The sequence below is a fragment of the Stenotrophomonas sp. Sm6012 genome, assembly GCF_030985895.1.
Lineage (GTDB): Bacteria > Pseudomonadota > Gammaproteobacteria > Xanthomonadales > Xanthomonadaceae > Stenotrophomonas > Stenotrophomonas forensis.
The window spans coordinates 17534-43392 of record NZ_JAPTFX010000021.1 but is presented as its reverse complement, the minus strand read 5'-3'; the positions used below and the strand labels follow the sequence as shown (position 1 = coordinate 43392).

22 protein-coding genes and 1 tRNA gene are annotated in these 25859 nt (G+C 67.4%); 11 read left to right on the top strand and 12 right to left on the bottom strand.

Annotation, left to right across the window (positions count from 1 at the left end):
• Positions 1-27: 27 nt before the first annotated feature.
• From O0J73_RS06220 to O0J73_RS06210, 3 genes are all read right to left on the bottom strand, one after another.
• Positions 28-1152, bottom strand: coding sequence for a slipin family protein (locus tag O0J73_RS06220; protein WP_308308252.1), 1125 nt, complete (start codon positions 1150-1152; stop codon positions 28-30).
• A 354-nt stretch (positions 1153-1506) separates the two neighbouring features.
• Positions 1507-1578 (bottom strand) — tRNA-Gln (locus tag O0J73_RS06215).
• Between the two features lie 643 nt (positions 1579-2221).
• Positions 2222-3178, bottom strand: coding sequence for an aldo/keto reductase (locus O0J73_RS06210; RefSeq protein WP_308308251.1), 957 nt, complete (start codon positions 3176-3178; stop codon positions 2222-2224).
• A gap of 170 nt (positions 3179-3348) precedes the next feature.
• Between O0J73_RS06210 and O0J73_RS06205 the strand changes: the two genes are divergently transcribed.
• From O0J73_RS06205 to O0J73_RS06195, 3 genes are all read left to right on the top strand, one after another.
• The gene (locus tag O0J73_RS06205; RefSeq protein WP_006475846.1) at positions 3349-4206 is read left to right on the top strand and encodes a class I SAM-dependent methyltransferase; all 858 of its coding nucleotides are present in this window, start codon (positions 3349-3351) and stop codon (positions 4204-4206) included.
• A gap of 104 nt (positions 4207-4310) precedes the next feature.
• Complete coding sequence (locus O0J73_RS06200) at positions 4311-4571, top strand: hypothetical protein (RefSeq protein ID WP_308308249.1); 261 nt, start codon at positions 4311-4313, stop codon at positions 4569-4571.
• Positions 4572-4639: 68 nt separating this feature from the next.
• Positions 4640-5179, top strand: a complete 540-nt coding sequence (locus O0J73_RS06195) for a pseudouridine synthase (protein ID WP_008264992.1) — start codon at positions 4640-4642, stop codon at positions 5177-5179.
• 73 nt (positions 5180-5252) lie between these two features.
• Here O0J73_RS06195 and O0J73_RS06190 read toward each other — a convergent pair whose 3' ends face one another.
• Together O0J73_RS06190 and hrpB are read right to left on the bottom strand one after the other, a co-directional pair.
• Positions 5253-5627: a hypothetical protein gene (locus O0J73_RS06190; protein WP_008266133.1), complete on the bottom strand. Its 375-nt coding sequence runs from the start codon at positions 5625-5627 to the stop codon at positions 5253-5255.
• 135 nt (positions 5628-5762) lie between these two features.
• Positions 5763-8267 carry an ATP-dependent helicase HrpB gene (gene hrpB, locus O0J73_RS06185; RefSeq protein ID WP_308308248.1) on the bottom strand — a complete coding sequence of 835 codons (2505 nt, stop codon included), beginning with the start codon at positions 8265-8267 and terminating at the stop codon, positions 5763-5765.
• A 67-nt stretch (positions 8268-8334) separates the two neighbouring features.
• Here hrpB and O0J73_RS06180 point away from each other — a divergent pair, with 67 nt between their 5' ends.
• On the top strand, positions 8335-9132 hold the full coding sequence (locus O0J73_RS06180; RefSeq protein ID WP_308308247.1) for a TatD family hydrolase: 798 nt from the start codon (positions 8335-8337) through the stop codon (positions 9130-9132).
• A gap of 15 nt (positions 9133-9147) precedes the next feature.
• Here O0J73_RS06180 and O0J73_RS06175 read toward each other — a convergent pair whose 3' ends face one another.
• The 4 genes from O0J73_RS06175 to O0J73_RS06160 all read right to left on the bottom strand — a co-directional run bounded on the left by O0J73_RS06175 (position 9148) and on the right by O0J73_RS06160 (position 13073).
• Positions 9148-10047, bottom strand: a complete 900-nt coding sequence (locus O0J73_RS06175; RefSeq protein WP_308308246.1) for an NAD-dependent epimerase/dehydratase family protein — start codon at positions 10045-10047, stop codon at positions 9148-9150.
• Positions 10044-10982, bottom strand: coding sequence for a 2-dehydropantoate 2-reductase (gene panE / locus O0J73_RS06170; protein ID WP_308308245.1), 939 nt, complete (start codon positions 10980-10982; stop codon positions 10044-10046). The genes O0J73_RS06175 and panE overlap by 4 nt, the downstream gene beginning before the upstream one ends.
• A gap of 334 nt (positions 10983-11316) precedes the next feature.
• Entirely contained in the window at positions 11317-12108 is a 792-nt protein-coding gene (locus O0J73_RS06165) for an ABC transporter permease (RefSeq protein WP_008267475.1), read from the bottom strand.
• Positions 12105-13073: an ABC transporter ATP-binding protein gene (locus O0J73_RS06160; protein ID WP_274511319.1), complete on the bottom strand. Its 969-nt coding sequence runs from the start codon at positions 13071-13073 to the stop codon at positions 12105-12107. Before O0J73_RS06160 ends, O0J73_RS06165 begins: the two co-directional genes overlap by 4 nt.
• Positions 13074-13158: 85 nt before the next feature.
• Here O0J73_RS06160 and O0J73_RS06155 point away from each other — a divergent pair, with 85 nt between their 5' ends.
• Positions 13159-13908 (top strand): ferredoxin--NADP reductase, encoded by a 750-nt coding sequence (locus O0J73_RS06155; RefSeq protein WP_133935880.1) that lies wholly within the window; start codon positions 13159-13161, stop codon positions 13906-13908.
• A 75-nt stretch (positions 13909-13983) separates the two neighbouring features.
• Here the strand turns inward: O0J73_RS06155 and O0J73_RS06150 are convergent, their stop codons facing one another.
• The 3 genes from O0J73_RS06150 to O0J73_RS06140 all read right to left on the bottom strand — a co-directional run bounded on the left by O0J73_RS06150 (position 13984) and on the right by O0J73_RS06140 (position 17224).
• Positions 13984-15150, bottom strand: a complete 1167-nt coding sequence (locus tag O0J73_RS06150) for a lytic polysaccharide monooxygenase (protein ID WP_308308244.1) — start codon at positions 15148-15150, stop codon at positions 13984-13986.
• Between the two features lie 182 nt (positions 15151-15332).
• Positions 15333-16505, bottom strand: coding sequence for a lytic polysaccharide monooxygenase (locus tag O0J73_RS06145; RefSeq protein WP_197564833.1), 1173 nt, complete (start codon positions 16503-16505; stop codon positions 15333-15335).
• A gap of 233 nt (positions 16506-16738) precedes the next feature.
• Positions 16739-17224 (bottom strand): DUF1203 domain-containing protein, encoded by a 486-nt coding sequence (locus O0J73_RS06140; protein ID WP_308308243.1) that lies wholly within the window; start codon positions 17222-17224, stop codon positions 16739-16741.
• A gap of 154 nt (positions 17225-17378) precedes the next feature.
• On the opposite strand from O0J73_RS06140, the gene O0J73_RS06135 reads away from it, so the two are divergent.
• The 6 genes from O0J73_RS06135 to O0J73_RS06110 all read left to right on the top strand — a co-directional run bounded on the left by O0J73_RS06135 (position 17379) and on the right by O0J73_RS06110 (position 25859).
• Positions 17379-18581, top strand: coding sequence for a GGDEF domain-containing protein (locus tag O0J73_RS06135; protein WP_197564835.1), 1203 nt, complete (start codon positions 17379-17381; stop codon positions 18579-18581).
• 67 nt (positions 18582-18648) lie between these two features.
• Positions 18649-20175 (top strand): alpha/beta hydrolase, encoded by a 1527-nt coding sequence (locus tag O0J73_RS06130; protein ID WP_308308242.1) that lies wholly within the window; start codon positions 18649-18651, stop codon positions 20173-20175.
• Positions 20172-20918: an ATP-binding cassette domain-containing protein gene (locus O0J73_RS06125; RefSeq protein WP_197564836.1), complete on the top strand. Its 747-nt coding sequence runs from the start codon at positions 20172-20174 to the stop codon at positions 20916-20918. The genes O0J73_RS06130 and O0J73_RS06125 overlap by 4 nt, the downstream gene beginning before the upstream one ends.
• Positions 20915-22099 carry an ABC transporter permease gene (locus O0J73_RS06120; RefSeq protein ID WP_049455978.1) on the top strand — a complete coding sequence of 395 codons (1185 nt, stop codon included), beginning with the start codon at positions 20915-20917 and terminating at the stop codon, positions 22097-22099. The genes O0J73_RS06125 and O0J73_RS06120 overlap by 4 nt, the downstream gene beginning before the upstream one ends.
• A gap of 203 nt (positions 22100-22302) precedes the next feature.
• Entirely contained in the window at positions 22303-23151 is an 849-nt protein-coding gene (locus tag O0J73_RS06115) for a hypothetical protein (protein ID WP_308308241.1), read from the top strand.
• The gene (locus tag O0J73_RS06110; RefSeq protein ID WP_308308240.1) at positions 23148-25859 is read left to right on the top strand and encodes a T6SS effector BTH_I2691 family protein; all 2712 of its coding nucleotides are present in this window, start codon (positions 23148-23150) and stop codon (positions 25857-25859) included. The genes O0J73_RS06115 and O0J73_RS06110 overlap by 4 nt, the downstream gene beginning before the upstream one ends.

Below are 25859 nucleotides of genomic sequence, written 5' to 3'. Positions count from 1 at the left end.
CGCCCCCCCCCCCCCCCCCGCTACCCCCTACCTGATCGTCACCAGCTGCTTCAGCACGCCGTCCAGGCCGCCGAACACGGTGAGCGTGTCGATCTTCTCGGTGACCTTCTCCAGCGCCTCCAGCTCCTTCAAGCGCATCAGCACCGGGTTGTCCTCGATCAGCTTTGCGGTGTTGAGCTGCGAACGCGTGGCATTGGCCTCCTCGCGCCGGCGGATCACGCTGGCCTGGGCCTGCTTCTCGGCCAGCACCACGCCGTTGAGGATCTCCTTCATCTCGCCCGGCAGGATCACGTCCTTGATGCCGACGCCGAGCAACCGCACGCCGTGGCCCTCGATCGCCGCCTGCACATGCGCGGCGATCTCGCCGTCCAGTGCCGCCTTGTCGCCCAGCAGCTCGTCCAGGCTGCGCGCGGCGATCGCCTGGCGCAGGCCGAACTGCAGTTGCCGGTAGACGAACTCGTCGGCATTGCTGAGCGTGCGGTGTGCCCGCACCGGGTCAACCACCTGCACGGTCGCGGCCAGGTTCACCCGCAGGGTCACCTTGTCGCGGCTGAGCAGTTCCTGGCCGGACACGTCCAGCGAACGTGCACGCAGCTCCACGCGCTCCACCGACACGTTGCCGTTGAAGTTCCAGAACGCGTGCAGGCCGGCGTCCAGCGTCTGCCGCAGCGTGCCATCGATGAACAGCAGGCCGACCGACTCGCTCGGCACGGTGCTGATCACTGCCACACGCGGCAGCACACCCAGTTGGCCCAGGCGCTGCTGCACGTCCACCGCAATGCGCGGCTCGTCACCCAGCGCCATCACCCGCACCTGGGTGTCGACCGAACCCCGCCAATACAGGCGGCGGCTGCCCGGCGGCAACACTTCATCGATGCGGCCATTGCGCAGCAACAGGCCGACCTCGCTGGCGCCGACATTGGCCAGCACGAAGTGCGTGTCCAGCGTCGCGCCCAGTGCCTCGATCAGGCTGTCCTGATCGCTGCCGGTGTAGGCCGCGCCCTTCGATGCGGTGTGGATGTCCACGTGCGGGCGGCCGCCGAACGGCGACAGGCGGTGCACGCCCGGCAGCAGGATCTGCTGGAAACGACGGTTGCGATACACCAGGCCGCGCTCGCCGTCGCCGATCACGACCTTGATGGTCCAGAACATGGGAATCTCTCCTTGTATGGCTCTGGTGGTTCGACCCGATGCGATGAAACGCCATGACCCGGGCCGATCAGGTCGTGGCGTGGCCGGCTGCACAGCGTGTGCAGCCCGCGGAAGAGGGCGGCCATCGCGGGACGGTCCGCACGCGGAGCCTGCGGCGCGTCATCACCCGTGCCATCGTCGTTGCCGGCAGGCAGCGCCGGTGCGGAGCGGAGCAGCAGATGGCGACGGGCCAGGGCCCGGCGTGTGGTCCGTTGCCTTCCTGGCCGCGCCCGAAGGCGGTGGCAGGGAAGGCGACGATGGCCGCTGGGGCTTGCGCCCCGGGTGTTGCTTCAAGTCATGACGTGACAGGTCATGTGGTTGGAGTGGGAATCGAACCCACGACAGACGGAATCAGGATCCGTTGCTCTGACCAAGCTGAGCTATCCAGTTGGGAACCGCGCGGAATCGAACCGCGTACCGGCGAACCGGCGCCTGCGTCCAGCAGGCGATCCAGGCGATGGCCTGTCCGCGACCTCCGGCATACGCCACGGCAACGCCGCGCGCACCAGCCCGTGGTTGAAACGGGACCGTTGGAAAATCGAGGGTGCAGGCCGCCGACATTATCGCGAGCGATAATGTTTGGGTGCGATGCAGATAATGTCCAGGCGCTGTCGGTCGCGCGAAGTAAATCCTTCGGCGGGGCGGAGAACCTGGGTCAGTGAGCGGCGGGTTGCCGCGCGGGGTGCAGTTCTGGCATCGCGGGTCCTTGTGCCGACGCAAACGAAAACGCCCCCGGGACTTGCATTCCGAGGGCGTCGTCAGGCCTCGGAGATCGGGGTGGCCGATCTCCGCAGGGCGGGTATCAGGCCGTTGTCAGCTGGACGTCCTTGCCGAACGCGCGCGCCAGCACGTCCATGCGCAGGCATGGCAGCAGTTTGGCGATGGCGACGGAATGCGCGTTCAAGGGAAGTTTCCAGTGGTTGTTGAAACGAGGTGCGCACGATAAACCACGATTTAGTCGTGCGCAACCATTTTGTTCAACTATTTTCTTCGCTGTTGTGCGATGCCGGCCAGCGGCCGGCACTACACCTCAGCCCTCTTCGCTGGCGGCATCCAGCTGCGCGACATCCTGCACGCTCAACGACACGTTGGCCGCCGCCAGCAGGTCGTGCAGCTGCTCGACGCTGGTGGCGCTGACGATCGGTGCGGTGATCGAGGGCCGCGCGATCTGCCACGCCAGCGCGATCTGCGCGGCGCTGGCGTTGTGCTTGCTGGCCACATCATCCAGCGCTTCCAGGATGCGCAGGCCGCGCGGGTTGAGGTAACGCTTCACCACGTTCTCGCCCCGCGCCGGGCTCTTGGCCGCGTCGGCCGCGGTGCGGTACTTGCCGCTGAGGAAGCCACTGGCCAGCGCGTAGTAACCGATCACGCCGATCTGCTCGCGCTGCACCAACGGTTCCAGCTCCTTCTCGTAGCCGGCGCGGTCGTACAGGTTGTACTCCGGCTGCAGGGTTTCGTAACGCGGCAGCTTGTAGTCGGTGGACACCTTCAGCGCATCGGCCAGGCGCGTGGCGCTGTAGTTGGAGGCACCGATGGCGCGCACCTTGCCGGCTTCGATCAGCCGGCCGAACGCGGCCAGCGTGGCTTCCAGCGGCGTCGACTCGTCATCCTCGTGGGCCTGGTACAGATCGATCACGTCGGTCTGCAGGCGGCGCAGTGAATCCTCGACGGCGGCATTGATGTTGTCCGGGGTCAGGCCCGGGCGCTCGGCCCACTTGGCGACCTTGGTCGCCAGCACCACCTTGTCACGCTTGCCACTGCGGGCAAACCACTTGCCGATCAGCGTTTCCGATTCGCCGCCGGTATTGCCCGGCACCCACGCCGAATACACGTCGGCGGTGTCGACCAGATTGAAGCCGGCGTCGACGAAGGCATCGAGCAGGGCGAAGCTGGCCTTCTCATCGGCGCTCCAGCCGAACACGTTGCCACCGAAGGCGAGCGGACGTACATGCAGGCCGGAACGGCCCAGTTCGCGGGTTGCCGTCATGGGCACGGACTCCTTGGGGGGAAGTGTTCCAGAATAGAACGCGTTGTGTGACCGCGCTGCGGCGGCGACCACAAAACAGTGTTCCGCCGCACGACTCCGGCTAACGTTTTGTGAACACCTGGGACGCTGCGACTGCTAGTCTCGCCGCATCTTCCGCTGGAGTCGCCCCGATGATGCCTGCTTCGTCCCTGCGTGGTTGCCGCCTGCTGCTTGCCTCGGCCCTGCTCGCCGCTGTTCCCGCATTCGCCGCACCGGCCACGGTGGCGCCGGCGAAGATCCAGGTTTCTCCGGCCATCGATGCGGCGGTGAAGGCGCCCACCCGCGATGCCAACAACGTCAAGCGCGACACCTATCGCCATCCGGCGCAGACGCTGTCGTTGTTCAAGGTCGCGCCTGAAAAGACCGTCATCGAGATCACCCCCGGCAACGGCTGGTACTCGGAAATCCTGGCGCCGCTGCTGCATGACAAGGGCCACTACGTCGCCGCCGTGGTCGATCCGATGGCGGTGCCCGAAGGCCGTGGCCGTGACTACCAGCAGCGCAGCCGCGACAGCCTTGAGAAGAAGTACGCCGCTGCACCGGCACAGTTCGGCAAGACCGCCGTGGTCGCCTACGATCCGGCCAAGCCGGTGTTCGGCCCGGCCGGTTCAGCCGATGTGGTGCTGACCTTCCGCAACGTGCACAACTGGCGCAAGGCCGGCCAGGCGCAGGGCATGTTCCAGGGCTTCTTCAACGTGCTCAAGCCGGGTGGCGTGCTGGGCGTGGTCGAGCATCGCGCCAAGGCCGATGTGGCCGACGACGATGACACCGGCTACGTCGGCCAGCAGCAGGTGATTGCGATGGCCGAGGCGGCGGGCTTCAAGCTGGATGCGCGCAGTGAGGTCAACGCCAACCCGCGCGACACCAAGGACCACCCGAACGGCGTGTGGACGCTGCCGCCGACCAACCAGCACGACAAGGCCGACGATGCGAAGTACCAGGCAATCGGCGAAAGCGACCGCATGACCCTGCGCTTCATCAAGCCGTAAGGCGGCACGCCGCATTGCCAGCGCGGAGTGCCCACCACGGAGCCGGGCCCATGCCCGGCTCACCGCGCGCGCCGGAGTTCAATCGTATTCAAGGACATGGACTGTTGAAGAAGATCCTTTACATCGCCGTCGCGGTACTGGTGCTGACGCGGCTGATCGATTTCGTGTTCTACGGCGGTCACGCCCACGACCTGGTCGGGACTGTTGGTTTCGGAGTGCTGTTCGCCGGCGTCCTGCTGGAGGATCGTGCACGCAGCGCCCGCCCGCCGTCCGCACGCCTGCGCCGCCGCGCCACTATCATCGCGGCGTGCGGCATCGCGCTGGTGCTGGGGTCGTTCCTGCTGGAATGGAAGGTGTTCGGCTGAGCCGGCGGTGATCGCGGCGGCGGCGCGGGAATGGGACAATGCCATACCCGCCGCCTGCCGCACCCGCGATGCTGATTGCCTTCAACAAGCCCTTCAACGTGCTCTGCCAGTTCACCGACCGCAGCGTGCCGCCGCGGCCGACCCTGGCGGGATTCGGCCTGCCGCCGCGGGTGTACGCCGCCGGCCGTCTGGACCACGACAGCGAGGGCCTGCTGCTGCTGACCGACAACGGCACGCTGGCGCACAAGCTCACCGACCCGAAGCACAAGGCCGACAAGACCTACTGGGTGCAGGTGGAGGGAACGCCCAGCGACGAACAGCTGCAGCAGCTGCGCGACGGTGTGCTGCTCAATGACGGGCCGACCCTTCCGGCGAAGATCGAACGCCTCGATCCGGCGCCCTCGCTGTGGACGCGCGATCCGCCGGTGCGCTTCCGCAAGACTGTGCCCGATGCGTGGCTGGCGATCACGATCCGCGAGGGCCGCAATCGCCAGGTGCGGCGGATGACCGCGGCGGTGAACCTGCCGACGCTGCGGCTGGTGCGGGTGGCGATGGGGCCTTACCGGCTGGACGACCTGCAACCGGGGCAGTGGCGGCAGATCGGCTGAACCCAGCCGCAGAAACGGAAAGGGCCGGAGCGCCTCCCGTGGAAGCGGTCCGGCCCCGGCAACGCGCAATGCCTCAGGCGTCGCTGCCGATGTCGCTATGCTCGTCAACCACGGTGGCATTGCGGCGGTCACGTGCGCTGATGCGCTGCGCCTGCCCATTCACCACGTGGCCATTGGCGGCCTTCTTCTTCTGCTGCTTGCGGTACAGCGCATAGCCCAGCAGGCCGACACCCACCGCGGCTGCGGCCACGGCCACTGCCGGGTTGCGGCGCACGAACTTGGTGGCGGCCTTGCCGCCGGTCTTCACTGCGCCGATGGCGGCACCGGTCTTGATCCAGTCCGCATTGCGCAGGCTGCCACCGGCGCTCTTCAGGCCATCGCCGGCGGTGTGGGCCAGCTCCAGGGCGCGCTCCAGAGCGCGGTCGGTGATTACAGTCAGCTTGCTCATGCGGGGGTCCTTTGCCTCGGGTCGAAGTCCAGTGTCGCGTGTTGCCCGTAAACGGTATGTCAGGCGGGGCCGTGCGTGGCGTGACTCCAGCGCAGCCATTCAGGATCAGGCAGGGTCTGCAGCCGGCACAACCGGTCAGGTCCCGCGCGGCTTGGCGCGGTGCGTCGCGGTGGCCGTCCACGGGTCATCCGGCCACGGATGACGCGGGTAACGGCCCTTCATTTCCTTCTTCACTTCGGCGTAGGTGTTTTCCCAGAAATTGCGCAGGTCCTGGGTGACCTGCAGCGGGCGGCCGCCGGGCGAGAGCAGGTGCAGGGTCAACGGCACGCGGCCCTCGGCGATGCGTGGGGTGTCGGCCAGGCCGAACAGTTCCTGCAGCTTCACCGCCAGCACCGGCGGCAGCGGTTCGCCGTTCTCGCTGTCCAATGCATAGGCGATCGGCCGCTCCAGCCCGGAAGGCACGGTGATGCGGGTCGGCGCATGGCGTTCGACCTGCTGCCGTTGTGACCACTCCAAGGGCGACTTCAGCGCCTCGCCGAAACTGGCCTCGTCCAGCGCATCCAGGCGGCTCTTTCCGGCGAACGCGGGTTGCAGCCACTGCGCGCGGTTGGCCAGCAGGGCGGCGTCGCTGCAATCGGGCAGTTCCAGCTCCGGCATCCAGCGCCGCAGCGATTCCGCCCGGGCCTGCCATTGGCGCAGGCCTTCGGTCCACGGCAGCGCCTGCAGGCCGAGCTCGGCCACCGCATCGGTCAGCGCCTGCGCAGCCTGCTGCGGATCGACACGGCCGGCCGAGCGGCTGTCCAGCACGATGCGGTCGAAACGGGTCTCGCGCAGCGCCACCAGGGCGCGACGCTCGCTGTCCCAGCGCACCACATCTTCGGTCACGAAGCGTTCCGGCCACGCCGTGCGCAGCTGGCCTTCATCCACCGGTGCGGCGCGCAGCAGCAGCGCATCGCGCGCCTCGAAGCGCAGCTCGCTGGCCACCAGCCAGGGCTCGCCGCGCAGGTCGCTCAGCTCATGCAGGCGCGCGCTGCGGCCATTGGCCAGCAGATAGCGCAGCGGATCGCTGGGGTGCTGGACGCCAATGCGGTCGGGGAAGGCATGCGCCAGCAGGTCACCCAGTTCGTGCGCCTCGACGCTGTTGGGCGGGGTGGCCTCGCAACGCAAGCGTCGGCGCCACTGCTTGGCGGCCGCATCGATGGCGGCCAGCCCGCTGCGGTTGGCATCGCCCGGCGCACGGCCATTGCGGAACGCCGCCAGCGCCCGCCAGCGCGCCGCCAACGCGTCACCGCCCTGGCGCAGCGGATCGCGCGCCTCCAGCAGCGCGGCCAGATCGGCCGCCAGCGCCTGCGCACGTGGGTCCGGTGCGGCCAGCAGCATCGCCGCCATCCGCGGATGCGTGCCCAGCGCCAGCACGCGGCGACCGAGCGCGGTGATCGCGCCGGACTCGGACAGCGCGCCCAGTCGTTGCAGCAGTTCGCGTGCCGCGCCCATCGGGCCGGCCGGCGGCGGGTCGAGGAAGCGCAGGTCGCTGCTGCCCCAGGCCGCCAGTTCCAGTGCCAGCCCGGCCAGTTCCACCTGGTCGATCTCGGCACGGCGCTGTGGTTCCAGCCGCTGCGACTGCGGCCACAGCCGCCAGGCCACGCCTTCGGCCACGCGCCCGGCACGGCCGGCGCGCTGGTCGGCCGAGGCCTGCGCGATGGCCACCACATCCAACCGGGTGAAGCCGCTGTTGGGGTCGTAGCGCGGCTCGCGTGCCTGGCCGCTGTCGATCACCACGCGCACGCCAGGCAGGGTCACCGAGGACTCGGCCACGTTGGTGGCCAGCACCACGCGGCGGCGGCCATCGCTGGCGGCCTGCAGTACGCGCGCCTGCTGCTCCACCGGCAGTTCGCCGTGCAGGGCCAGCACCTCGACACCTCCATCGATAGATTCCTGCAGGCCGGCCTGCACCCGCGCGATCTCGCGCTGGCCGGGCAGGAACACCAGCAGGTCACCGGGATGTTCTGCCAGCGCCTGCTGCACCGCGCGGCGCACCTGCAGTTCCAGTGCTTCGTCGCGACGTGCCGGGAAATGGCTGATCGCCACCGGGTAGCTGCGGCCCTCGCTGCTCAAGCGCGGTGCATCGAGGAAGCGCGCCAGGCGCTCGCCATCCAGCGTCGCCGACATCACCACCAGGCGCAGGTCGTCGCGCAGTTGCGCCTGCACGTCCAGCGCCAGCGCCAGGCCAAGGTCACCACTGAGGTGGCGTTCGTGGAATTCGTCGAACAGGATCGCGCCGACCTGTTCCAGCATCGGGTCGTCCTGCAGCATGCGGGTCAGGATGCCTTCGGTGACGACCTCGATGCGGGTGCGCGCCGAGACCTTGTTCTCGAAGCGGATGCGGTAGCCGACCGTGCCGCCCACCTCTTCACCCAGCTGCCGCGCCATGAACAGCGCCGCGCTGCGTGCGGCCACCCGCCTCGGTTCCAGCAGGATGATCTTCCGTCCCTGCAGCCACGGCGCATCCAGCAGCGCCAGCGGCACCTGGGTGGTCTTGCCGGCGCCCGGCGGGGCTTCCAGCACCAGCCGCGGCTGTGCGGCCAGGTGCTGCTGGATCTGTGGCAGCAGCGGGGAAATCGGGAAGAGCGGGGCGTTCATGTGCAAAGGATAAGGGGCCACGGCGGGCGCAGGTACAATGCGCGGGCACTTTTCCCCCGCGATGACCATGCACCTGATCGATATCGGCGCCAACCTGACCCACGACTCCTTCGACCGCGACCGCGATGCCGTGCTGGACCGCGCGCGCCAGGCCGGCGTGGTGCAGATGGTGATCACCGGCGCCAGCCGCGAGCACTCGCCGCTGGCCCTGCAGCTGGCGCAGCAGCATCCGGGCTTCCTGTACGCCACCGCCGGCGTGCACCCGCATCACGCGGTGGAGTACACCGAAGAGTGCGATGCCGAGATGCGCGCGCTGCATGCCCACCCGGAAGTAGTGGCGGTGGGCGAGTGCGGGCTGGACTACTTCCGTGATTTCTCGCCGCGCCCGGCCCAGCATCGCGCGTTCGAACGCCAGCTGCAGCTCGCCGCAGACAATGGAAAGCCATTGTTCCTGCACCAGCGCGACGCGCACGCCGATTTCATGGCGCAGATGAAGAACTTCGAAGGCCGCATTGGTCCGGCGGTGGTGCATTGCTTCACCGGCGAACGCGATGAACTGTTCGATTACCTGGACCAGGACTGGTACATCGGCATCACCGGCTGGTTGTGCGATGAGCGCCGGGGCGCACACCTGCGCGAGCTGGTGAAGAACATCCCGGCCAATCGCCTGATGATCGAAACCGATGCGCCATACCTGCTGCCGCGCACGCTGAAGCCGCTGCCGAAGGACCGCCGCAACGAACCGATGTTCCTCTCGCACATCGTGGAGGAACTGGCACGCGACCGAGGCGAGGACGTGGCGATGACCGCAGCCAACGCGACCGCAGCAACCCGTGCGTTCTTCCGTCTGCCCGACGCCGGTTGATCCGGTAGTGCCGGTTCAACCGCGAAGATCCGCATCTGCCAATGCGCGCAGCCCTTCGCGATAGGTCGGAAACTGCGGCTTCCAGCCGAGCGCTGCACGCGTGCCACGGCTGTCGATGCGCTTGTTGCTTTCGTAGAAGCGCCGCAAGGTCGGGCCCAGCAGCGGGTCGTCCCACGCCACGGCAGGCGGCATCGCGAACCCGCCCAGCTGCGCGGCGAAGGCCAGCACGTCCTGCGGCGGCGCCGGCTCGTCATCGGCCGGCAGGTACACGGCATTGCGTGTGGGCCGTTGCATCGCAGCGATGATCACCGCTGCCAGGTCCTGCACGTGCAGCCGGTTGAACACCAGGCCAGGCCGCACCACATGGCGTGCGCGCCCCTGTGCCAGCTGCAGCAGCGCATTGCGTCCAGGCCCATACAGGCCGGGCAGGCGCAACACCGCCGAAGCGATGCCGCGTTGTTCGGCCAGTGCGCGCCACTGTGCTTCGGCGAGCCGGCGCTGCCCGCCCGCGGTCTCCGTGGCGTCCGCCACGCTGGTTTCGTCGATCCAGCCGCCCGCCCGGTCGGCGTACACCGAGGTCGACGACAGATAGCCGACCCAGCGCAGCGCGGGGCTGGCCTGCAGTGCCGGCAGCACCAGGCGCAGTGCAGGATCGCCTTCAGCGTCGGGTGGCACGCTGCACAACACCGCGTCGGCCTGCGCGACTTCGTCGAGCAGAGCCGGTGACAGTGTCGCGTCGGCCCGCAGTTGATGGCGCCGCACGCCGTCGTGCGGTGCCGACGCCGGATCACGCACCGTGCCAGCCACATGCACGCCCCGCGCCTGCAGCTGCGCGGCCAGCACGCGCCCGCTCCAGCCCAGCCCGAGGATCAGCACCCTTGCGGGCAAAGCATTCGCGGGCGAGGCCAGGCTCACGCGCTGCGCAGCGCCTGGTAGGCCTGCAGGCTGCTGTAGGCAACCTGCAGCAGCAGGGCTTCCTGGTCGGCCTTGCGCGCGCGCGCCAGCATGTTGCCGACGATCTGTTCGGCCTCCACCTGCTGGCCGGCTTCCAGGTCGCGCAGCATCGACGCCTTCAGCGCTGAACCCGGCTGGGTCAGTGTGCCGCGTGCGATCTCCTGCGCGGCATCGGGTATCGGCTCACCAGCGGCCTCGGCCACCGCCAGGCATTCGTCGTACAGCCCCCGCACGATGGCCTGCCCATCATCGGTGGCGACGATGCTGCCGATATCCGCGCGCAGCAGGCAGGTGGCGGCAGCCAACGCGGTGAGGAAGGTGTACTTGATCCACTGCTCCTGGCCGATGTGTTCGCTGGCCAGGTGATCGAGGCTGGCCTGCGCACAGGCGGCGGCGAAGGCCTGCACGCGCGCGGAGATCGCGCCGCCATCACGCTCGCCGAACGTCAGCTTGGCCGGCTTGCGCAGATGCAGCACCGCGCCATCGGGCGCCTTGGTGGCGCTGATGAAGCACAGGCCGCCGAGCACGGCGTCGCGGCCGAAGCGCGCGTCCAGCACGTTGTAGTGATGCAGGCCGTTGAGGATCGGCAATACGGTGGTGCTCAAACCCACCGCAGGGGCGATGGCGTCAATCGAGCTGTCCAGGTCGTAGGCCTTGCAGCTGAGGATGACCAGATCGAACGGTCGCTGCGCGGCGAGCGCGGGCAGGGCGTCGGCGGTGACGTGCTGCACCGGGAAACTGGCATCGCCCAGCGGACTGCGGATGACCAGGCCGTCGCGGTCCAGCTGGGCGGCGCGTGCAGGGCGGACCAGGAAGGTGACGTCCACGCCGGCCTGGGCCAGCCGACCGCCGAAGTAACCGCCGGTACCACCGGCGCCGAGAATCAGGATGCGCATTGCACGTTCACCGTTTCTGGGGGAATCAGGCCTGCGATTGTGCCGGAGATTGCAGGCAAGAAAAGAGCCGAGCATGGGCTATGCCGGTCGTCCTGACCGGCACCCTTTGGGCCGTCGCACGCGACGTTGGCAGCGGCTCCTGCCGCTGCCTTCGGCTCTACGGGTAATGCCTTGTCCACGCATGCCGTGAGTCCTTCGTGTCGACCAAGGTCGACACCCACCAGGAGCGGGTCATGCCACCCTGCCATCCCGCGGAATGCATGCTTTTGCTTTTGCCGGCCAGCGGCCGGCACTACCACTGCGGGTGCAGGGCCGCAGGCCCTGCGCGCAGAACTCAACTACGCATGCCCACGCCACGGCGAAGCAGCCACAGCGCCAGCGCCGTCAGCACCACCACGAAACCGATCATCAACCCGTAGGCCATCGGCAGCGGTACATCGCTGCTGCCCAGCAGGCCATAGCGGAACGCATTGACCATGTAGAAGATCGGGTTCGCGTGCGTGGCCGCCTCGGCCCAGCCCGGCAGCAGCTTCACCGAATAGAACACGCCACCCAGGTAGGTCAGCGGGGTCAGGATGAAGGTCGGCACGATCGCCACGTCGTCGAACTTCTTCGCATATACCGCGTTGATGAAGCCAGCCAGCGAGAAGATCGTCGCGCCCAGGATCACCGTGGTCAGCATCACGATCGGGTGCGGGATGCGCACCGGGGTGAAGAACATCGCGATGATCAGCACGATCACGCCCACCATCAGGCCGCGCAGCACCGCACCGGCCACATAGCCCCACAGGATCACCCAGTTCGGCATCGGGCTGACCAGCAGTTCCTCCACGTGGCGGCCGAACTTGGCGCCGAAGAACGAGGAGCTGATGTTGCCGTAGCTGTTCTGGATCACGCTCATCATCACCAGGCCCGGCACGATGAACTGCATGTAGGTGTAGCCGCCCATGTCACCCACGCGCGACCCGATCAGGTTGCCGAAGATCAGGAAGTACAGGGTCATGGTGATCGCCGGCGGCACCAGGGTCTGGCCCCAGATGCGCATGATGCGGGCGACTTCGCGGCGCACGATGGTCATCAGCGCGACGCGGTTGCGCTGGCCGTCGGTCAGCTCGGTGGTGCTCATGCGGAGGTCTCCAGGTTGCCGGTGAGGCGCACGAACAGCTCCTCCAGGCGGTTGCTCTTGGTACGCATCGAACGCACGCGGATGCCGGCCTCGTTGAGCGTGGCGAACACGCGGTTGAGGTCCATCGCGCGGGGCATGTCGATGTCCAGCGTGTGCGGGTCCGGTGCGGTCAGGATCGCGCCCTCGATCACCGGAAGCTGCGCGGGCAGCTCACCGTCGATGTCCAGCAGGAAGCCTTCCACGTCCAGCTTGGCCAGCAGGGCGCGCATCGGGCCCTGCTCGACGATCTGGCCGTGGTTGATGATCGCCAGGTGGCGGCACAGGTACTCGGCTTCTTCCAGGTAATGCGTGGTGAGGATGATCGTGGTGCCGGCCGCGTTGATTTCCTTGAGCACGCGCCACATGTCGCGGCGGATCTCGATGTCCACGCCGGCGGTCGGCTCGTCCAGGATCAGCAGGCGCGGGCGGGTCATCATCGCGCGCGCGATCATCAACCGGCGCTTCATGCCGCCGGACAGCGTGCGGCTCATCACCTGGGCCTTCTCCCACAGGTGCGCCCGCTTCAGTTCCTCTTCGGCGCGCTGCTCCGCTTCCTCGCGCGGCACGCCATAGAAGCCGGCGTAGTTCACCAGGATGTCGAAGGGCTTCTCGAACAGGTTGAAGTTGATCTCCTGCGGCACCAGCCCGATCAGGCGCATGGTGGCGCTGCGGTTGCGCACCAGGTCGCTGCCGAACACCTCCACCTGGCCCTCGCTGAGGTTGACCAGGGAACTGATGATGCCGATCAGGGTCGACTTGCCGGCGCCGTTGGGGCCGAGCAGGGCGAAGAAGTCGCCCGGGGCCACTTCCAGGGAAACCCCCTTCAGGGCCTGAGTGCCGTTGTCGTAGGTCTTGCGCAGGTCGCGCACGCGCAGGGCGGGCGCCATATCGTTCTGGGATGCCAAGCTCGAAGCCTTCGCGCCCATGGGCTGGCGCTGGAGAGGGGGCGGGGAGGGGCTATTATAGAAGACCCCGAGGGCTTGCCCCGGCTACACACTGTCCCGAAAAGTCGTGCCTGTTCAATTCCCCCTCAAGCTGGTCGGCCGCCGCATGCTGGCCCCGACCGTCGGCCACTACCAGTTCGTGCGTGATGACGGACAGCCGCTGGATTTCCAGCCCGGCCAGTTCATCCAGGTCCATTTCAGCTACGCCGACGGCACCGAGACCAAGCGCAGTTATTCGCTGGCGACCATCCACGACCACGCGCTGGGCCCGGGCGAGGCGGTGGATATCGCGGTCAGTTTCGTGCCCGGCGGCGCCGCCACGGCCCTGTTCGAGGCGCTGGAGGACGGTGGCCAGGTCAGCGCGTCCGGCCCCTATGGCCGCTTCTGCCTGAATCCCGGTGACCACAACGGCCGCTACCTGCTGATCGCCACCGGTACCGGCGTCACGCCCTACCGCTCGATGCTGCCGCTGCTGGAAACGGCGATGGCCGAGCGTGGCGTGCAGATCGTGCTGCTGCAGGGCGCGCGCAGCCCGGGCGAGCTGCTGTACAGCGAAGACTTCTACAGCTTCGCCGAAAAGCACCCGAACTTCCGTTATGTTCCGTGCCTGTCGCGCGAACTGCCGGCTGATCCGCACCCGGACGTACAGCACGGCTACGTGCAGCAGGCGCTGGCTGGCTTCACCCCGGACCCGGCCACCGACATCGCCTACCTGTGCGGCAACCCGGACATGGTCGATGCCTGTGCCGAGCTGCTCAAGGCCGCCGGCCTGGGCAACCCGCAGATCCGGCGCGAGAAGTACGTCAGCAGCAAATGATTGCGGGTCGTGCCGGCCGCGGGCCGGCAATCCGAACAACCGGAGGCGGCATCACGCCGCCCCCGGTGCCGTGACTCAGTACTCGATCCAGGCATCACGCCAGGCAGAGCCGGTGCCCGGGCGGTAGGCCTCGGCATTGATGTTGCACCAGGCGCCTTCCGGGAACGGGCGGCAGGCGTACAGCTTGCCATCGGTGCCCTTCACCACGGTCTGGCCCGGGATGTAGCTGCCGATACCCGCCGGGTACACGAAGTCGTAGTCGCCAGGCGGCGGATCGACCGGATCGACCGGACCCGGCACCTGGGTCTCGAGCTGGAAGCGGTTGCCCGGCTTCAGGTAGACGCGGTTGTCGCTGGCCGAAGCGACCGGGGTGACCACACCGTTCTTCATCAGGCCGACGCGAGCGTGCTGCGCGCTGGCATTGACCTTGCGGGCCAGGGCCAGCGGCCACTGTGTTGCGCCGGTCTGGCCGGCAGCCAGGATGATTTCCGGGCGTTCGAGGTCGTTGCCGTTGCCATTGAACACGCGCAGGGTCAGGGTCGTGCCCACTTCCAGCGCGCCACGGGCAGTGACCGGGCCGGCGTCCTGCCACTGCGGGGGTGGAGTCACGCCGCCACCGTCTTCAAAGCGCACGTCCATGCAGGTGTAGAACGCTTCGGTGGAATCGGAGCGCTGCCAGGTGTTGTAGATCACGTGCTGGCCGCTGCGCTTGGGCAGCGGGCAGTCCAGCTTGTAGACGTCGCCGGAAAGCGGCACGTTGCCCAGCGTGCAGAACTCCTGCAGGTCGGCCCAGCGCAGCGGGCTGCCCGGTTGCCAGCCCTCGCGGGTGACGTAGAACTTCCAGTCGCGGGTGGCGTGGGGTGCCGGTGCCTTGAATTCGAAGGTATAGCGACCGCGCGCGTCGGCACGGATCGGTGAGGTCTGCCAGTCACTGCGGTTCAGATCCAGCCCGCGGTACTTGCTGTTGCCACCGCTGCACAGCTCGCCATCGGGCACCACGGCCTGGTGGTTGCCATTGGCGCCGGCCTGGTTGACGCCTGCCCAGTCATAGAAGGGTTGCGCGCCACCGATGGCCTTGGCTGCCGCACAGGCCGGGTTGGTCGGGTTTTCAGGATTGCCCTGGTAACAGGAATAGACACGGCTGGATGGCTTGGACATGGTGCCGTGGGCGAACGCGCTGCCTGAAGCGGCTACGCCGGCGATCACGGACAGCGCGAGGACGGCCCGGTGGGACAGATGCATGGAGATCTCCTGTGGGTGGTGGAACCCGGTGAAGTCTCGGTATGCCGACTGCCTCTATCCATCGGATTACTTTGAAAAAAAAAGCTGCGTGATCTCGAGTGGGAACGACTTCACGCTTGCAAGCCAGTGCGTTTCACGATTTGCAGGGAACGGTGCTCAGGCACCGTTCCCTGCATCCGGTCTCAGTACGCGATCCACGCATCGCGCCAGGCTGCGCCCACGCCCGGCCGGTACGCGTCGGCGTTGACGTTGCACCAGGCGCCTTCCGGGAACGGGCGGCAGGCATACAGCTTGCCGTCGCTGCCCTTCACCACGGTCTGGCCGGGCACGTAGCTGCCGATGCCGGCGGGGTACACATGATCGAAATCGCCGCCCGGCGAGGGCGTGCCCGGCTCCGGTAGCTGGGTGTCGAGCTGGAAGCGGTTGCCGTTCTTCAGGTACACCCGGTTGCCGGTGGCCGAGGCGGCGGGTGTGATCACGCCGTTGCTGAGTACACCCACGCGCGCATGCTGGGCGCTGGCATTGACCTTGCGTGCCAGCGCCAACGGCCATTGCGCGGGCGCGGTCTGGCCACTGGCCAGCGTCGCCTCCACGCGCTCGACATCGTTGCCGTTGGCGTTGAACACCCGCAGGGCCAGGGTGGTGCCGACCGGCAGTTCGCCACGTGCGGTCACTGGGCCGGCATCCTGCCATTGCGGCACCGGCGTGGTGCCACCGCCGTTGCCTTCAAAGCGAACGTCCATGCACGTGTAGAACGCTTCGGTCGAATCCGAGCGCTGCCAGGTGTTGTAGATCACGTGCTGGCCGCTGCGCTGCGGCAGCGTGCACTGCAGCTTGTAGGTGCCATCTGCCGACAGCGGCGTGTTGCCCAGCGTGCAGAACTCCTGCAGGTCGGCCCAGCGCAGCGGGCTGCCCGGCTGCCAGCCGTCGCGGGTGACGAAGAAGCGCCAGTCGCGCGTGGCGTGCGGCGCGGTCGCCTTGAAGACGAAGGTGAACCTGCCATTGGCATCGGGCTGGATCGGCGTGGTCTGCCAGTCGCTGCGGTCCAGATCCAGGCCGCGGAAGGTCGGGTTGTTGCCGCTGCACAGCTTGCCGTCGGGGACCACGGCCTGGTGATTGCCGTTGGCATTGGCCTGGTTGATGCCGTTCCAGTCGTAGAACGCCTGCGAACCGCCCACTGCCTTTGCGGCGGCGCAGGCCGGGTTGGTCGGGTTCTCCGGGTTGCCCTGGAAACAGGCATAGACGCGGCTGACCGGCGTGGTCATGGTGCCGTGGGCGAACGCAGTGCCGGCCAGGGCCAGGCCTGCGGCAGCAAATGAGGTGGCCAGCAACAGCGGTGTGGATCGGAATGACATGGCGCATCCTTGTGGTCGTCGAAAGGGAGCGGTGACCGCAGGAACTGCGCTGCGCGGCGGACTTCCGGCGCCACCCCGGCGAGTATCGAGTCGCACTGCAGGGCGTGGAACCCTGGACGTTCCGATCCGTGACTGCGCATGTGAAGCCCTTCCCGCGGGCTTCACGTGGGGCTGAACGGATGCGCTGGGCATCACGCGATCGGCGTGGCGCCGATCACGTCGTGGAGGCCACGCTACGCGGCCTGTGCATCGACCCTGTCGGCCTGGCACGAGAAGCAGCCATGCGCGGCGTTGTGCAACTGCACGAACGCCACCGCCGCGTTGGCGAACAGCACATCCAGCTGCGCGGCGACCTCGCTGCCCGCGCAGACCCGGGCACCCAACATCAGCGCAGACCGGTCGTAGGCACGCACCGAGATCATCCGCCGCTGCACATAGGACGGCACCACGCCGGGTGGCAGCACGCACCGGGTCACGCCGCGCTGTACGAAGATCGGGCCGGACGCGTGATAGGGCGAGTGCAGGGGCAGATGGACATGCGACAGCAGGAGCAGTTCGCTGCCACTGGGCGGGTCGCTCAGGCTGATCCGGCAGGGATGGCCGCCGCCGTCGCCCGCCCAGCGGCGCTGGATGCCCAGCGTGGCAAGCGCAGTGTCGTTCTTCTCGAACAGGTGCTGGAAAGGGCGGTGGTCGAGGCCACCGAGGTACCACGCGTGCATGGGCAGCTCCTTGGGTTTGCGCAGATTCTGCGTGCGCATCGATGGCATTGCTCGCCGTTTTCCGACCTCGCATCCGCACCGGGCCACGGAACGCTGCAGGCATCGCGCGGCAAGGCGCTAAGATGCGCGCGCCGCCCCGGTCGACGAGCGCCGCATGTCCCTGGATTTCCCCACCATCACCGTGCTTGGTTTCCTGCTCTGCATCGGCATTGCCGTGGGCTTCTCGCTGCTGCTGGTGGTGCTGCGCGGGCAACCGGTACTGCGGCAGTGGACCATCAGCCTGTGGCTGCTGACGCTGGGGGTGACCCTGCTGGCACTGCGGCCCTACCTGCCGCTGGCGCCTGCGGTGCTGGCCGGCAATGCAGCGATGGCCGGCTGTGGCCTGATGATGCTGCGCGGGGTGGCGCTGCATCTGCAGCAGCCACTGCCGCTGTGGCGGCCGCTGCTGATGGCAGCGGCGTTCATGGCCTGCATTTTCGCGTTCCTGGTGCTCTGGCCGGACCTGCACATGCGCCTGCAGGTGTTCAGTGTGTTCGCACTGACCGTCGATGGCTGGATTGCCTGGCTGCTGCTGCGCCATGCGCCGGCGCAGCAACGCACCAGCTGCCGGCTGGCGGCGGTGGTGTTCCTGGCCGAAGCCACGCTGTATGCCGTGCGCCTGTTCCTGCCGGTGGCGCCCGGTGCTGGAGAGGACATCATGCGCACCGGCTCGCCGATGTTCGCCACCTATATTGCCGGGGTGATGCTGGAGCTGGCGCGCTGCTTCGCCATGGTGTTGCTGCTGGTCGAGCGCATGCTGGTCGACCTGCGGCACGCGGCGCGTACCGATGGCCTGACCGGCCTGCTCAACCGCAGCGCGGTACTGGCCGATGGCCAGGCGCAGTTGCAGCGCGTCCGCCAGCAGGGCCGTCCGCTGGCGTTGTTGCTGGTCGATGTCGACCATTTCAAGCAGATCAACGACCGTTGGGGGCACCTGGCCGGTGACCAGGTGCTGCGCCACTTCTCTGCCGTGCTGCAGCACTGCACGCAGGGGCGGGCCCACCTGCTGGGCCGCTATGGGGGAGAGGAATTCGTGCTGGTACTGGCAGGCAGCACGTCGAGCGACGCAATCATGCTGGCGGCGCTGATCCGCACCCGCCTGCAACGACACCCGGCAGTGCTGGCGACGGGGCCGGTTGCGGTCACCGCCAGCGTGGGGCTGGCCATGGACGAAGGCCGGGGTGACCTGTCCACGCTGCTGGCCGCCGCCGATGCGGCGCTGTACCAGGCCAAGGCCGCCGGGCGCGATCAGCTGGCCTGCGCACCGGCAGCGGCGATTTCGCCGTTTCCCATCGCCGTCGAGGCCGTGCCCGTGTAAGTTGGGTCACATCTTCCGCGGCAGCCCGTCGTGGTCGACAGGAACGCCTCCAGGGGAAACGAGCACGATGCAAAGACACCACCTCGCGCTGGCCGGAATGCTGGCCAGCCTGATGCTTGCCGGTTGCAGCCAGCCGCCGTCAGCCGACACCCGGGGCGACAGCGACGCCCCAAGCCGCCGCTTCGGCGCCATCGAATTCCAGCCCTGCACGCTGTCCACCGAAGGTGCCAGCGCCAATGTCGAAGCCCAGTGCGCGACCCTGCAGGTCCCAGAGGACCGCGCCCACCCCGGCGGCCGCCAGATCGACCTGCGCATCGCCTGGCTGGAATCGGGCAGCAGCGGAGCCGGCCAGCCTGATCCGGTGTTCTTCCTGGCCGGTGGCCCCGGGCAGGCCGCCAGCGAAGTGGCGGTCATCGTCGACAGCGCGCTGCGCCAGGTGCGCAAGCAGCGCGACGTGTTCCTGATCGACCAGCGCGGCACCGGCGGTTCCAACCCGCTCAGCTGCCTCGGCGTGGATGGCAAGGAACTGCAGATGGACGAGGACGCGGCCCCCACCGAGGCCTCGCTGCGCGATTACGCGCAGCGCTGCGCAGCCTCGCTGCAGGGGCGCGCCGATGCACGCTTCTACACCACCGCCGAGGCCATCGCCGATCTGGACGCCGTACGCCAGGCGCTGGGCGTGGACAGGTTGAACCTGGTCGGTGGTTCCTACGGCACGCGCGTCGCCCAGCGCTACGCGATCGCCTACCCGCAGCACACCCGCAGCCTGGTCATCGATGGCGTGGTGCCCAACGACCTGGTGGTCGGCGGCGAGTTCGCCCGCACGTTCGACAATGCGATCACCCTGCAGTCGGCGCAGTGCCGCAAGGATGCCGCCTGCAGCAAGCGGTTCCCGGTCGATACCCGGGAACAGCTGCGCGCCGTGGCCGAGACCCTGCGGCGTTCGCCCGTCACGGTCGATTACCGCGATCCCGGCACCAATGCGCCCCGCCAGGACGTGCTGTCTCCGGACAGCGTGGTCGGCCTGGCCTTCGCATTCTCCTACGTGCCCGAGTACTCCTCGCTGCTGCCGCTGGTGCTGGATGAAGCGGCGCAGGGCCGATACGCGCCGCTGGCCTCGCTGGTGCGCGGCGCGACCCGCAGCATGGATTTCCAGATCAACCGTGGCATGCAGTGGTCGGTGATCTGCAGCGAGGATGCGCCGCGCTTCCAGGCCCCGGCAGAGAGCGATGACGCCCTGTTCGGTGCCGAAGCGGCACGTGCGTTCTTCGCGGCCTGCCCGGTGTGGCCGCACCAGCCGGCGCCGGCTGCGCTGACCGCGCCGCTGAAGTCGGACCTGCCGGTGCTGCTGCTCTCCGGTGAACTGGATCCGGTCACCCCGCCGCGCTATGCCGAACAGGTGCTCAAGGGCCTGCCCAATGGCCGCGCGCTGGTCGCCCGCGGGCAGGGCCATGGCACGCTCAATGCCGGCTGCATGCCGCGGCTGCTTGGCCAGTTCATCGATACCACCGATGCCAAGGCGCTCGATGCCAGCTGCCTGGATACGCTGAGCTACGTGCCGGCGTTCACCTCGTTCAACGGATGGACCCCATGATCGTCGCCGACAACCTGCACAAGGCCTTCGACACCCGCACCGGCCGCATCCAGGCGGTGTCCAACGTCGGTTTCCGTGCCGCCGATGGCCAGATCACCGGGCTGCTCGGCCCCAATGGTGCCGGCAAGACCACCACCATGCGCATGCTGTACACGCTGATGACACCCGACCAGGGCAGCATCAGCGTCGACGGCATCGACGCCGCCCGCGACCCGGTGGAAGTGCGGCGCCATCTTGGCGTGCTGCCCGATGCGCGCGGCGTCTACAAGCGCCTGACCGCGCGCGAGAACATCGCCTACTTCGGCGAGCTGCACGGCCTGTCCGCGCAGCGCATCCGCGAACGCATCGACGTGCTGTCGCATGCACTGGACATGGGTGACATCCTCGACCGCCAGACCGATGGCTTCTCGCAGGGCCAGCGCACCAAGACCGCCATCGCCCGCGCGCTGGTGCACGACCCGCGCAACGTCATCCTCGATGAACCCACCAACGGCCTGGACGTGATGACCACGCGCGCGCTGCGCCGTTTCCTGCTGGGCCTGCGCGAGGAAGGCCGCTGCGTGATCCTGTCCAGCCACATCATGCAGGAGGTGGGCGCGCTGTGCGACCACATCGTGATCATCGCCAAGGGCACGGTGATGGCCGCCGGCAGTGCCGATGAACTGCGCGCGCAGTCCGGCGAATCCAACCTGGAAGACGCGTTCGTGAAACTGATCGGCAGCGAAGAGGGCCTGCACGCATGAGCATGATGTCGACCTTGATGACGGTGATGCGCAAGGAACTGCGTGACCTGTCGCGCGACCGCCGCACACTGGCGCTGACCCTGCTGTTCGGCCCGCTGCTGTACCCGCTGCTGATCCTGGGCATGGGCAAGCTGTCTGAAAGCCGCGTGCGCACCCAGATCGAGCAGCCGCTGCAGATTCCCACCATCGGTGCCGAACACGCGCCGAACCTGGTCCGCTTCCTGGCCGCCCAGGGCCTGAATGCCACTGCCGCGCCGAAGGATCTGGCCGAGGCCATCCGCTCGCAGGAGATCGATGTGGCGCTGCGCATCAGCCCGGAGTTCGGCCGCAACTGGGCCGACGGCAAGCCGGCGCTGGTGGAGGTGATCCGTGACAGCACGCGGCGTGCCGCGGAGGTGCCCACTGCGCGCCTGCAGGCGGCATTGGCCACCTACAACGGCCAGGTCGGCGCGTTGCGGCTGATGGCGCGTGGCATCGACGCCCAGGTTGCACGGCCACTGGACATGGCCAGCCAGGACATGGCCAGTGCCGAAGCCAAGCGTGGCCTGATGCTGTCGGCACTGCTGCCGATCCTGTTGACCCTGACCTCGTTCCTGGGCGGTGCCTATCTGGTGATGGACACCACCGCCGGCGAGCGCGAGCGGCAGTCTCTTGAACCGCTGCTGGCCACGCCGGGGTCGCGCAGCGCCATCGTCAGCGGCAAGATCGCCGCCGCCTGCATGGTCGGCTTCGCGTCGCTGCTGCTCACCCTGATCGCGTTCAAGGTCAGTGCCCAGATCGCGCCGGGCAACATCGGCCGCCAGCTCAACATGAACATCATGGCGATGGTGCAGATGCTGCTGGTGATGCTGCCGATGCTGCTGATCGGCACCTCGCTGCTGACCTTCCTGGCCGCTGCGGCCAAGAGCATGAAGGAAGCCCAGAGCCACATGACCTGGCTGATGCTGTTGCCGATGCTGCCGGGTTACGCGCTGATCGCCTATCCGGTGAAAAGCCAGCTGTGGCAGTACGCGGTGCCGTTCCTGTCGCAGAACCAGATGCTGCTGAAGGTGATCCGGCACGAGACCATCACTCCCTCGGTGTGGGCGATCTACCTCGGCGCCAGCCTGGGCCTGGCCGCTGTGCTGTGGTTCGCCGCCGTGCGCCGCTACCACAACGAACGCCTGGCCATCTCTGGCTGAGCCCAGGGCACGCACCGGCTACGCCCGGCGGATCTGAAGCGAGGCCCGGTCATTCCGGGCCTCGTCGTGTCCGGCAGCAGGGCGTCGGCACCGCCGTACGAAAAGTTGCAAAAGCGGAGCGATTGCGCGAACTGTCGCGTCTGCCTCTTAACGCCTCAGGTGCAGGGTCCTACCGTGGAATCACACTTTCCCATCGTGATCCAATGGACCTGGACTCACCAGACGCGGCCCCTGTCGACATGGGACACCGCACCTTCCTCGCGCAGACGCATGGCATCGTCGATCCGACGCAGGTTGCTGCCGCACAGTTCGCCGATCTTCCCGTCGAACCGCTGAACCCACCGCTGCTGTGCAGGCGACTGCACAATCCCCCCTTGCTGGTGCCACTGCATGCACTGCCTTGGCAGACGCGGCTTGAACTGCTTGAGCGGGCCGATGCCCAGCTGCGTGATCGCGGCCGGCCGCTGTTCTGCACCCTGCTTGAGAGTGACGTACCGGACCGGGTCCGAAACCATCTGATGAACCGGATGGCCCTTCTGCGACCGCATGCTGGAAGGGTGTTGTTCCGCATCCACGACGCACGGGTGTTCCGACACCTTCGGTGGCTGCTGGGTCCTTCGCAGATGGCACAGCTGATGGGACCGATCTCGGCATGGACCTGGCATGAGCCGCTGGGCAACACGTGGCGTACACACCCGCGGCCGGCTGCCGAGGGTCCGCCCGGCCCATTGATCCATCCAGACCAGTGGAGTGTTCTGGCCCAGGTCGCCTGCATCAATGGTTGCCTGAGAGATCTTTCCGAAGAGAGGGGCGGCCATGCAAGCACGCTGCTGCCTGCGGTGCTTCAGGCGATCGGCGAGGCCCAGAGCATGGGGCTGCAGGATCTGGACGATCAGCAGGCGTATGCGTGCCAGCGACTGCGCGGCACCGGGGATGCGGCCGAGCAGGCGGCACTGAACCTGCGGCTCACGCGTGTCCACCAGCAGGGGATGTCCTATCGCATGGCCTGCGAGCTGGGACGCCAACACGGTCTGCAGACGGAGGCGGCATGACTGGACTCGAAAGCGATCCCGACTACTGCCCGAACTGCATCACGTCCGGATTGCCGCTGCTGCTTGCGCGCTACGCGGTGGCGCGGGCAGATGCGGAGGTCCGTGAGGCAGCGCCGGTGCTGCAAGCGCCATTCGATGGCGTTACGGGCGAGCAGCCGTTGCCGGAAGTGTCTGCACGTTATGCACTTCGCCTGCTGCGCGGCGGCTATGTCTACAGCTACCACCAGGCGCGCGATGAGTGGAGGGCATGGCAGTTGAATGAATACGGCGACCTCAGTGCGTTCGACATCCGCGACCAGACCCCGCCGCCGCAGAACGATACGCAGCCGGCGAGGTGCTCGCGCCACGGCGAAACGCTGCTGTCCAAATGCATCATCGTGCCCGATGCCGCCCAGGCAACCCTGTTGTGGCTGGCCTACAGCAGCGCACCGTGGACGCGCAGGGTGTGGCGGAGGCATCAGGACGCTGCCTACCGCCAGCAGCATATGCGATGCATTGATGTTGCCGCGTGGCGGGGCAGTGGGCAGCCGCAGCCACACCTTGCCGAACTGGGGCAAGCTCCCGCCCTGGTAGCCGAACTCCATCTCGCCAAGCCATCCACGACATTGACAGTCTCACGCAATGATCGGGGAGTGCAGGGCATTCCGGCGATCAACGCAGTTCCCGGCGTGCATGCATTCGAGTACAGCCTGGATCAGTGGGCGAACTACTCGACTGCACAGGTCGACCAGTTGATCGCGCAGGCAGGCATCGCTGCCGGCCATCCGCAGGTATCGCTGCCTGCGCTGGTGGCGCTGGACGATCCGATCGGCATCATTTCCGATCTCAACCAGCTCGCAATCGAACGCATTCTCGAATGGGAGGCGGAGCCTGAGCGGCGGGAGAGGGTTGAGTCTGCGTCGTCCATCTCACTGATAGAGGGCGCCGTCCGGCGTGGCGCATTCGAGGATGTCGCGTACCGCCGCAGAGAGGCCGCCATGTTCGGTCGTGGCGTGGTCAGCATTCTGGGCGGGAAGACCAATGCGGAGCAGCTGGCCAGGCCCCTGCAAGCGTGGAATCACGACATATTTGCGGTTGAGGATGAGGAGGCGGTGCTGGCCCAGGCCGACAAGTCCTGGCGAAAGTACAGCCGTCACCTGCGCCAGGTCGATGCGCATACCCACTGGTTGGAGACGATCTACGCCCCCGCGCAGGCGCGGTTCCATGAGGACACCGTGGCCGATCTGGATCGGGCAATGATTGCATGGTGGCAGGCGCCTTCTTTCAAGCAGCACATGCAGAGCAATTACGACAGCAAGGACAGCACCAGCGGGGTGCTCTACCAGGAAGTCGTGACCAATCTGCTGCGCGACTCAGCCTCGCGCGGCCTCATCATGGGCTACCTGCTTGAGCGGCTGCAGCAGGATGATGTGCAGGACCCCGGAGCCATCCTCCTGCGAGCACAGATGTGGAACCAGGATGCGTTGCTGAAGACCTGGAGGGAAACCATCGAGAAGGCGAGTGTTGCACCGGGCACGCGGGACTGGCTGACAGCGGCCAACGGCCTGTCCAATGCGCTCAAAGCACTGCTGGATGCAGAGTCCTCCGGAAAGCTGAGTGCGATGTTCCAGGGGACGGCACGGCTGGTGGAGCAGCTATCCGGGCCACTGACACGAATGATCGGCGGCGGTGTTGGCAAGGTATTCGAAGGCGGCGCCATGCTGTTGCCCACCCGCATGCAGGTGGGAATGCTGACCGCACTCGCCCAGTCGGCGTCGCCGGGCACTGAGTTGGTGGACCTGAGCGGACATACGACCCCAAAGCGCGCACGGAATGCCTTGGCGATGGCCGTCAGTGAGCGCGCGGGGTTGAACGCGGCCAGCCAGGCGCGCGCCCTCGCCGCGCACGCCGTTGCCGCGGCTGATGCGGATATGGAAGGGAAGCGTTTCAGGGTCGGCCTCGTTGCCCTGGTGGACAGCGACCAGTTGCGGTTGTTCAAGGCGCTGAACGCGAAAGCGGTGATCACCGGAACGTCGCGCCATGCAGAGCTGTCACGAACGCTGACCACGGTGGATATGTATGACGCCATACGCGGTAGTTTCGCCAAACTGGGCAGCACCTCGTACGCCTATGGCACGGCCAGCCTGGTGTTTGCCTCCGCCAGCCTGTCCGAGCTGAGCCGGCAGTACAGCAAGGCACTGCCGCGTGAGCGCCCACTGTTGGGCGCCAACTTTGCTGCGGGCGTGGGTGCGCTGGTGGGAGACTCGGCGATGCTGCTGGGGGAGATGGGATCCAAGTTGCCTTGGTTCTCGCAGAAGCTTGCCGAGCCGATGGGGCGATGGGCGGCCTATGCTCAGACTCGTGCAGAAGCCGTCTACGCGTCGGGGCGGTGGTTGAGTGGGATTGCTGGCATGGTGTTGGGTGGACTCACGGTTTACGAGGGCGTGAGGGACTTCAAGCTCGATGCGGTCTACGGCATTGGTATGATTACTGGAGGAATCGCCACGATGGTTGCTGCCGGGTTGTTGCTTTGGGGCGCGGCAATACCACTTGCACTGATACTGATGCTTGTCGCGGCTGTCGTGACGGTCGTCGTAGGGTGGTTCAAGCCTGATGAAGTTGAGCGGTGGATGGACAAAACGATTCACTTTGGCGGCAATGATGCTGGCTTTTTCTCGACGGTTGAAGATCAACTGGCTTCGATGAAAAATCTTCAGAGGTCCGCATAG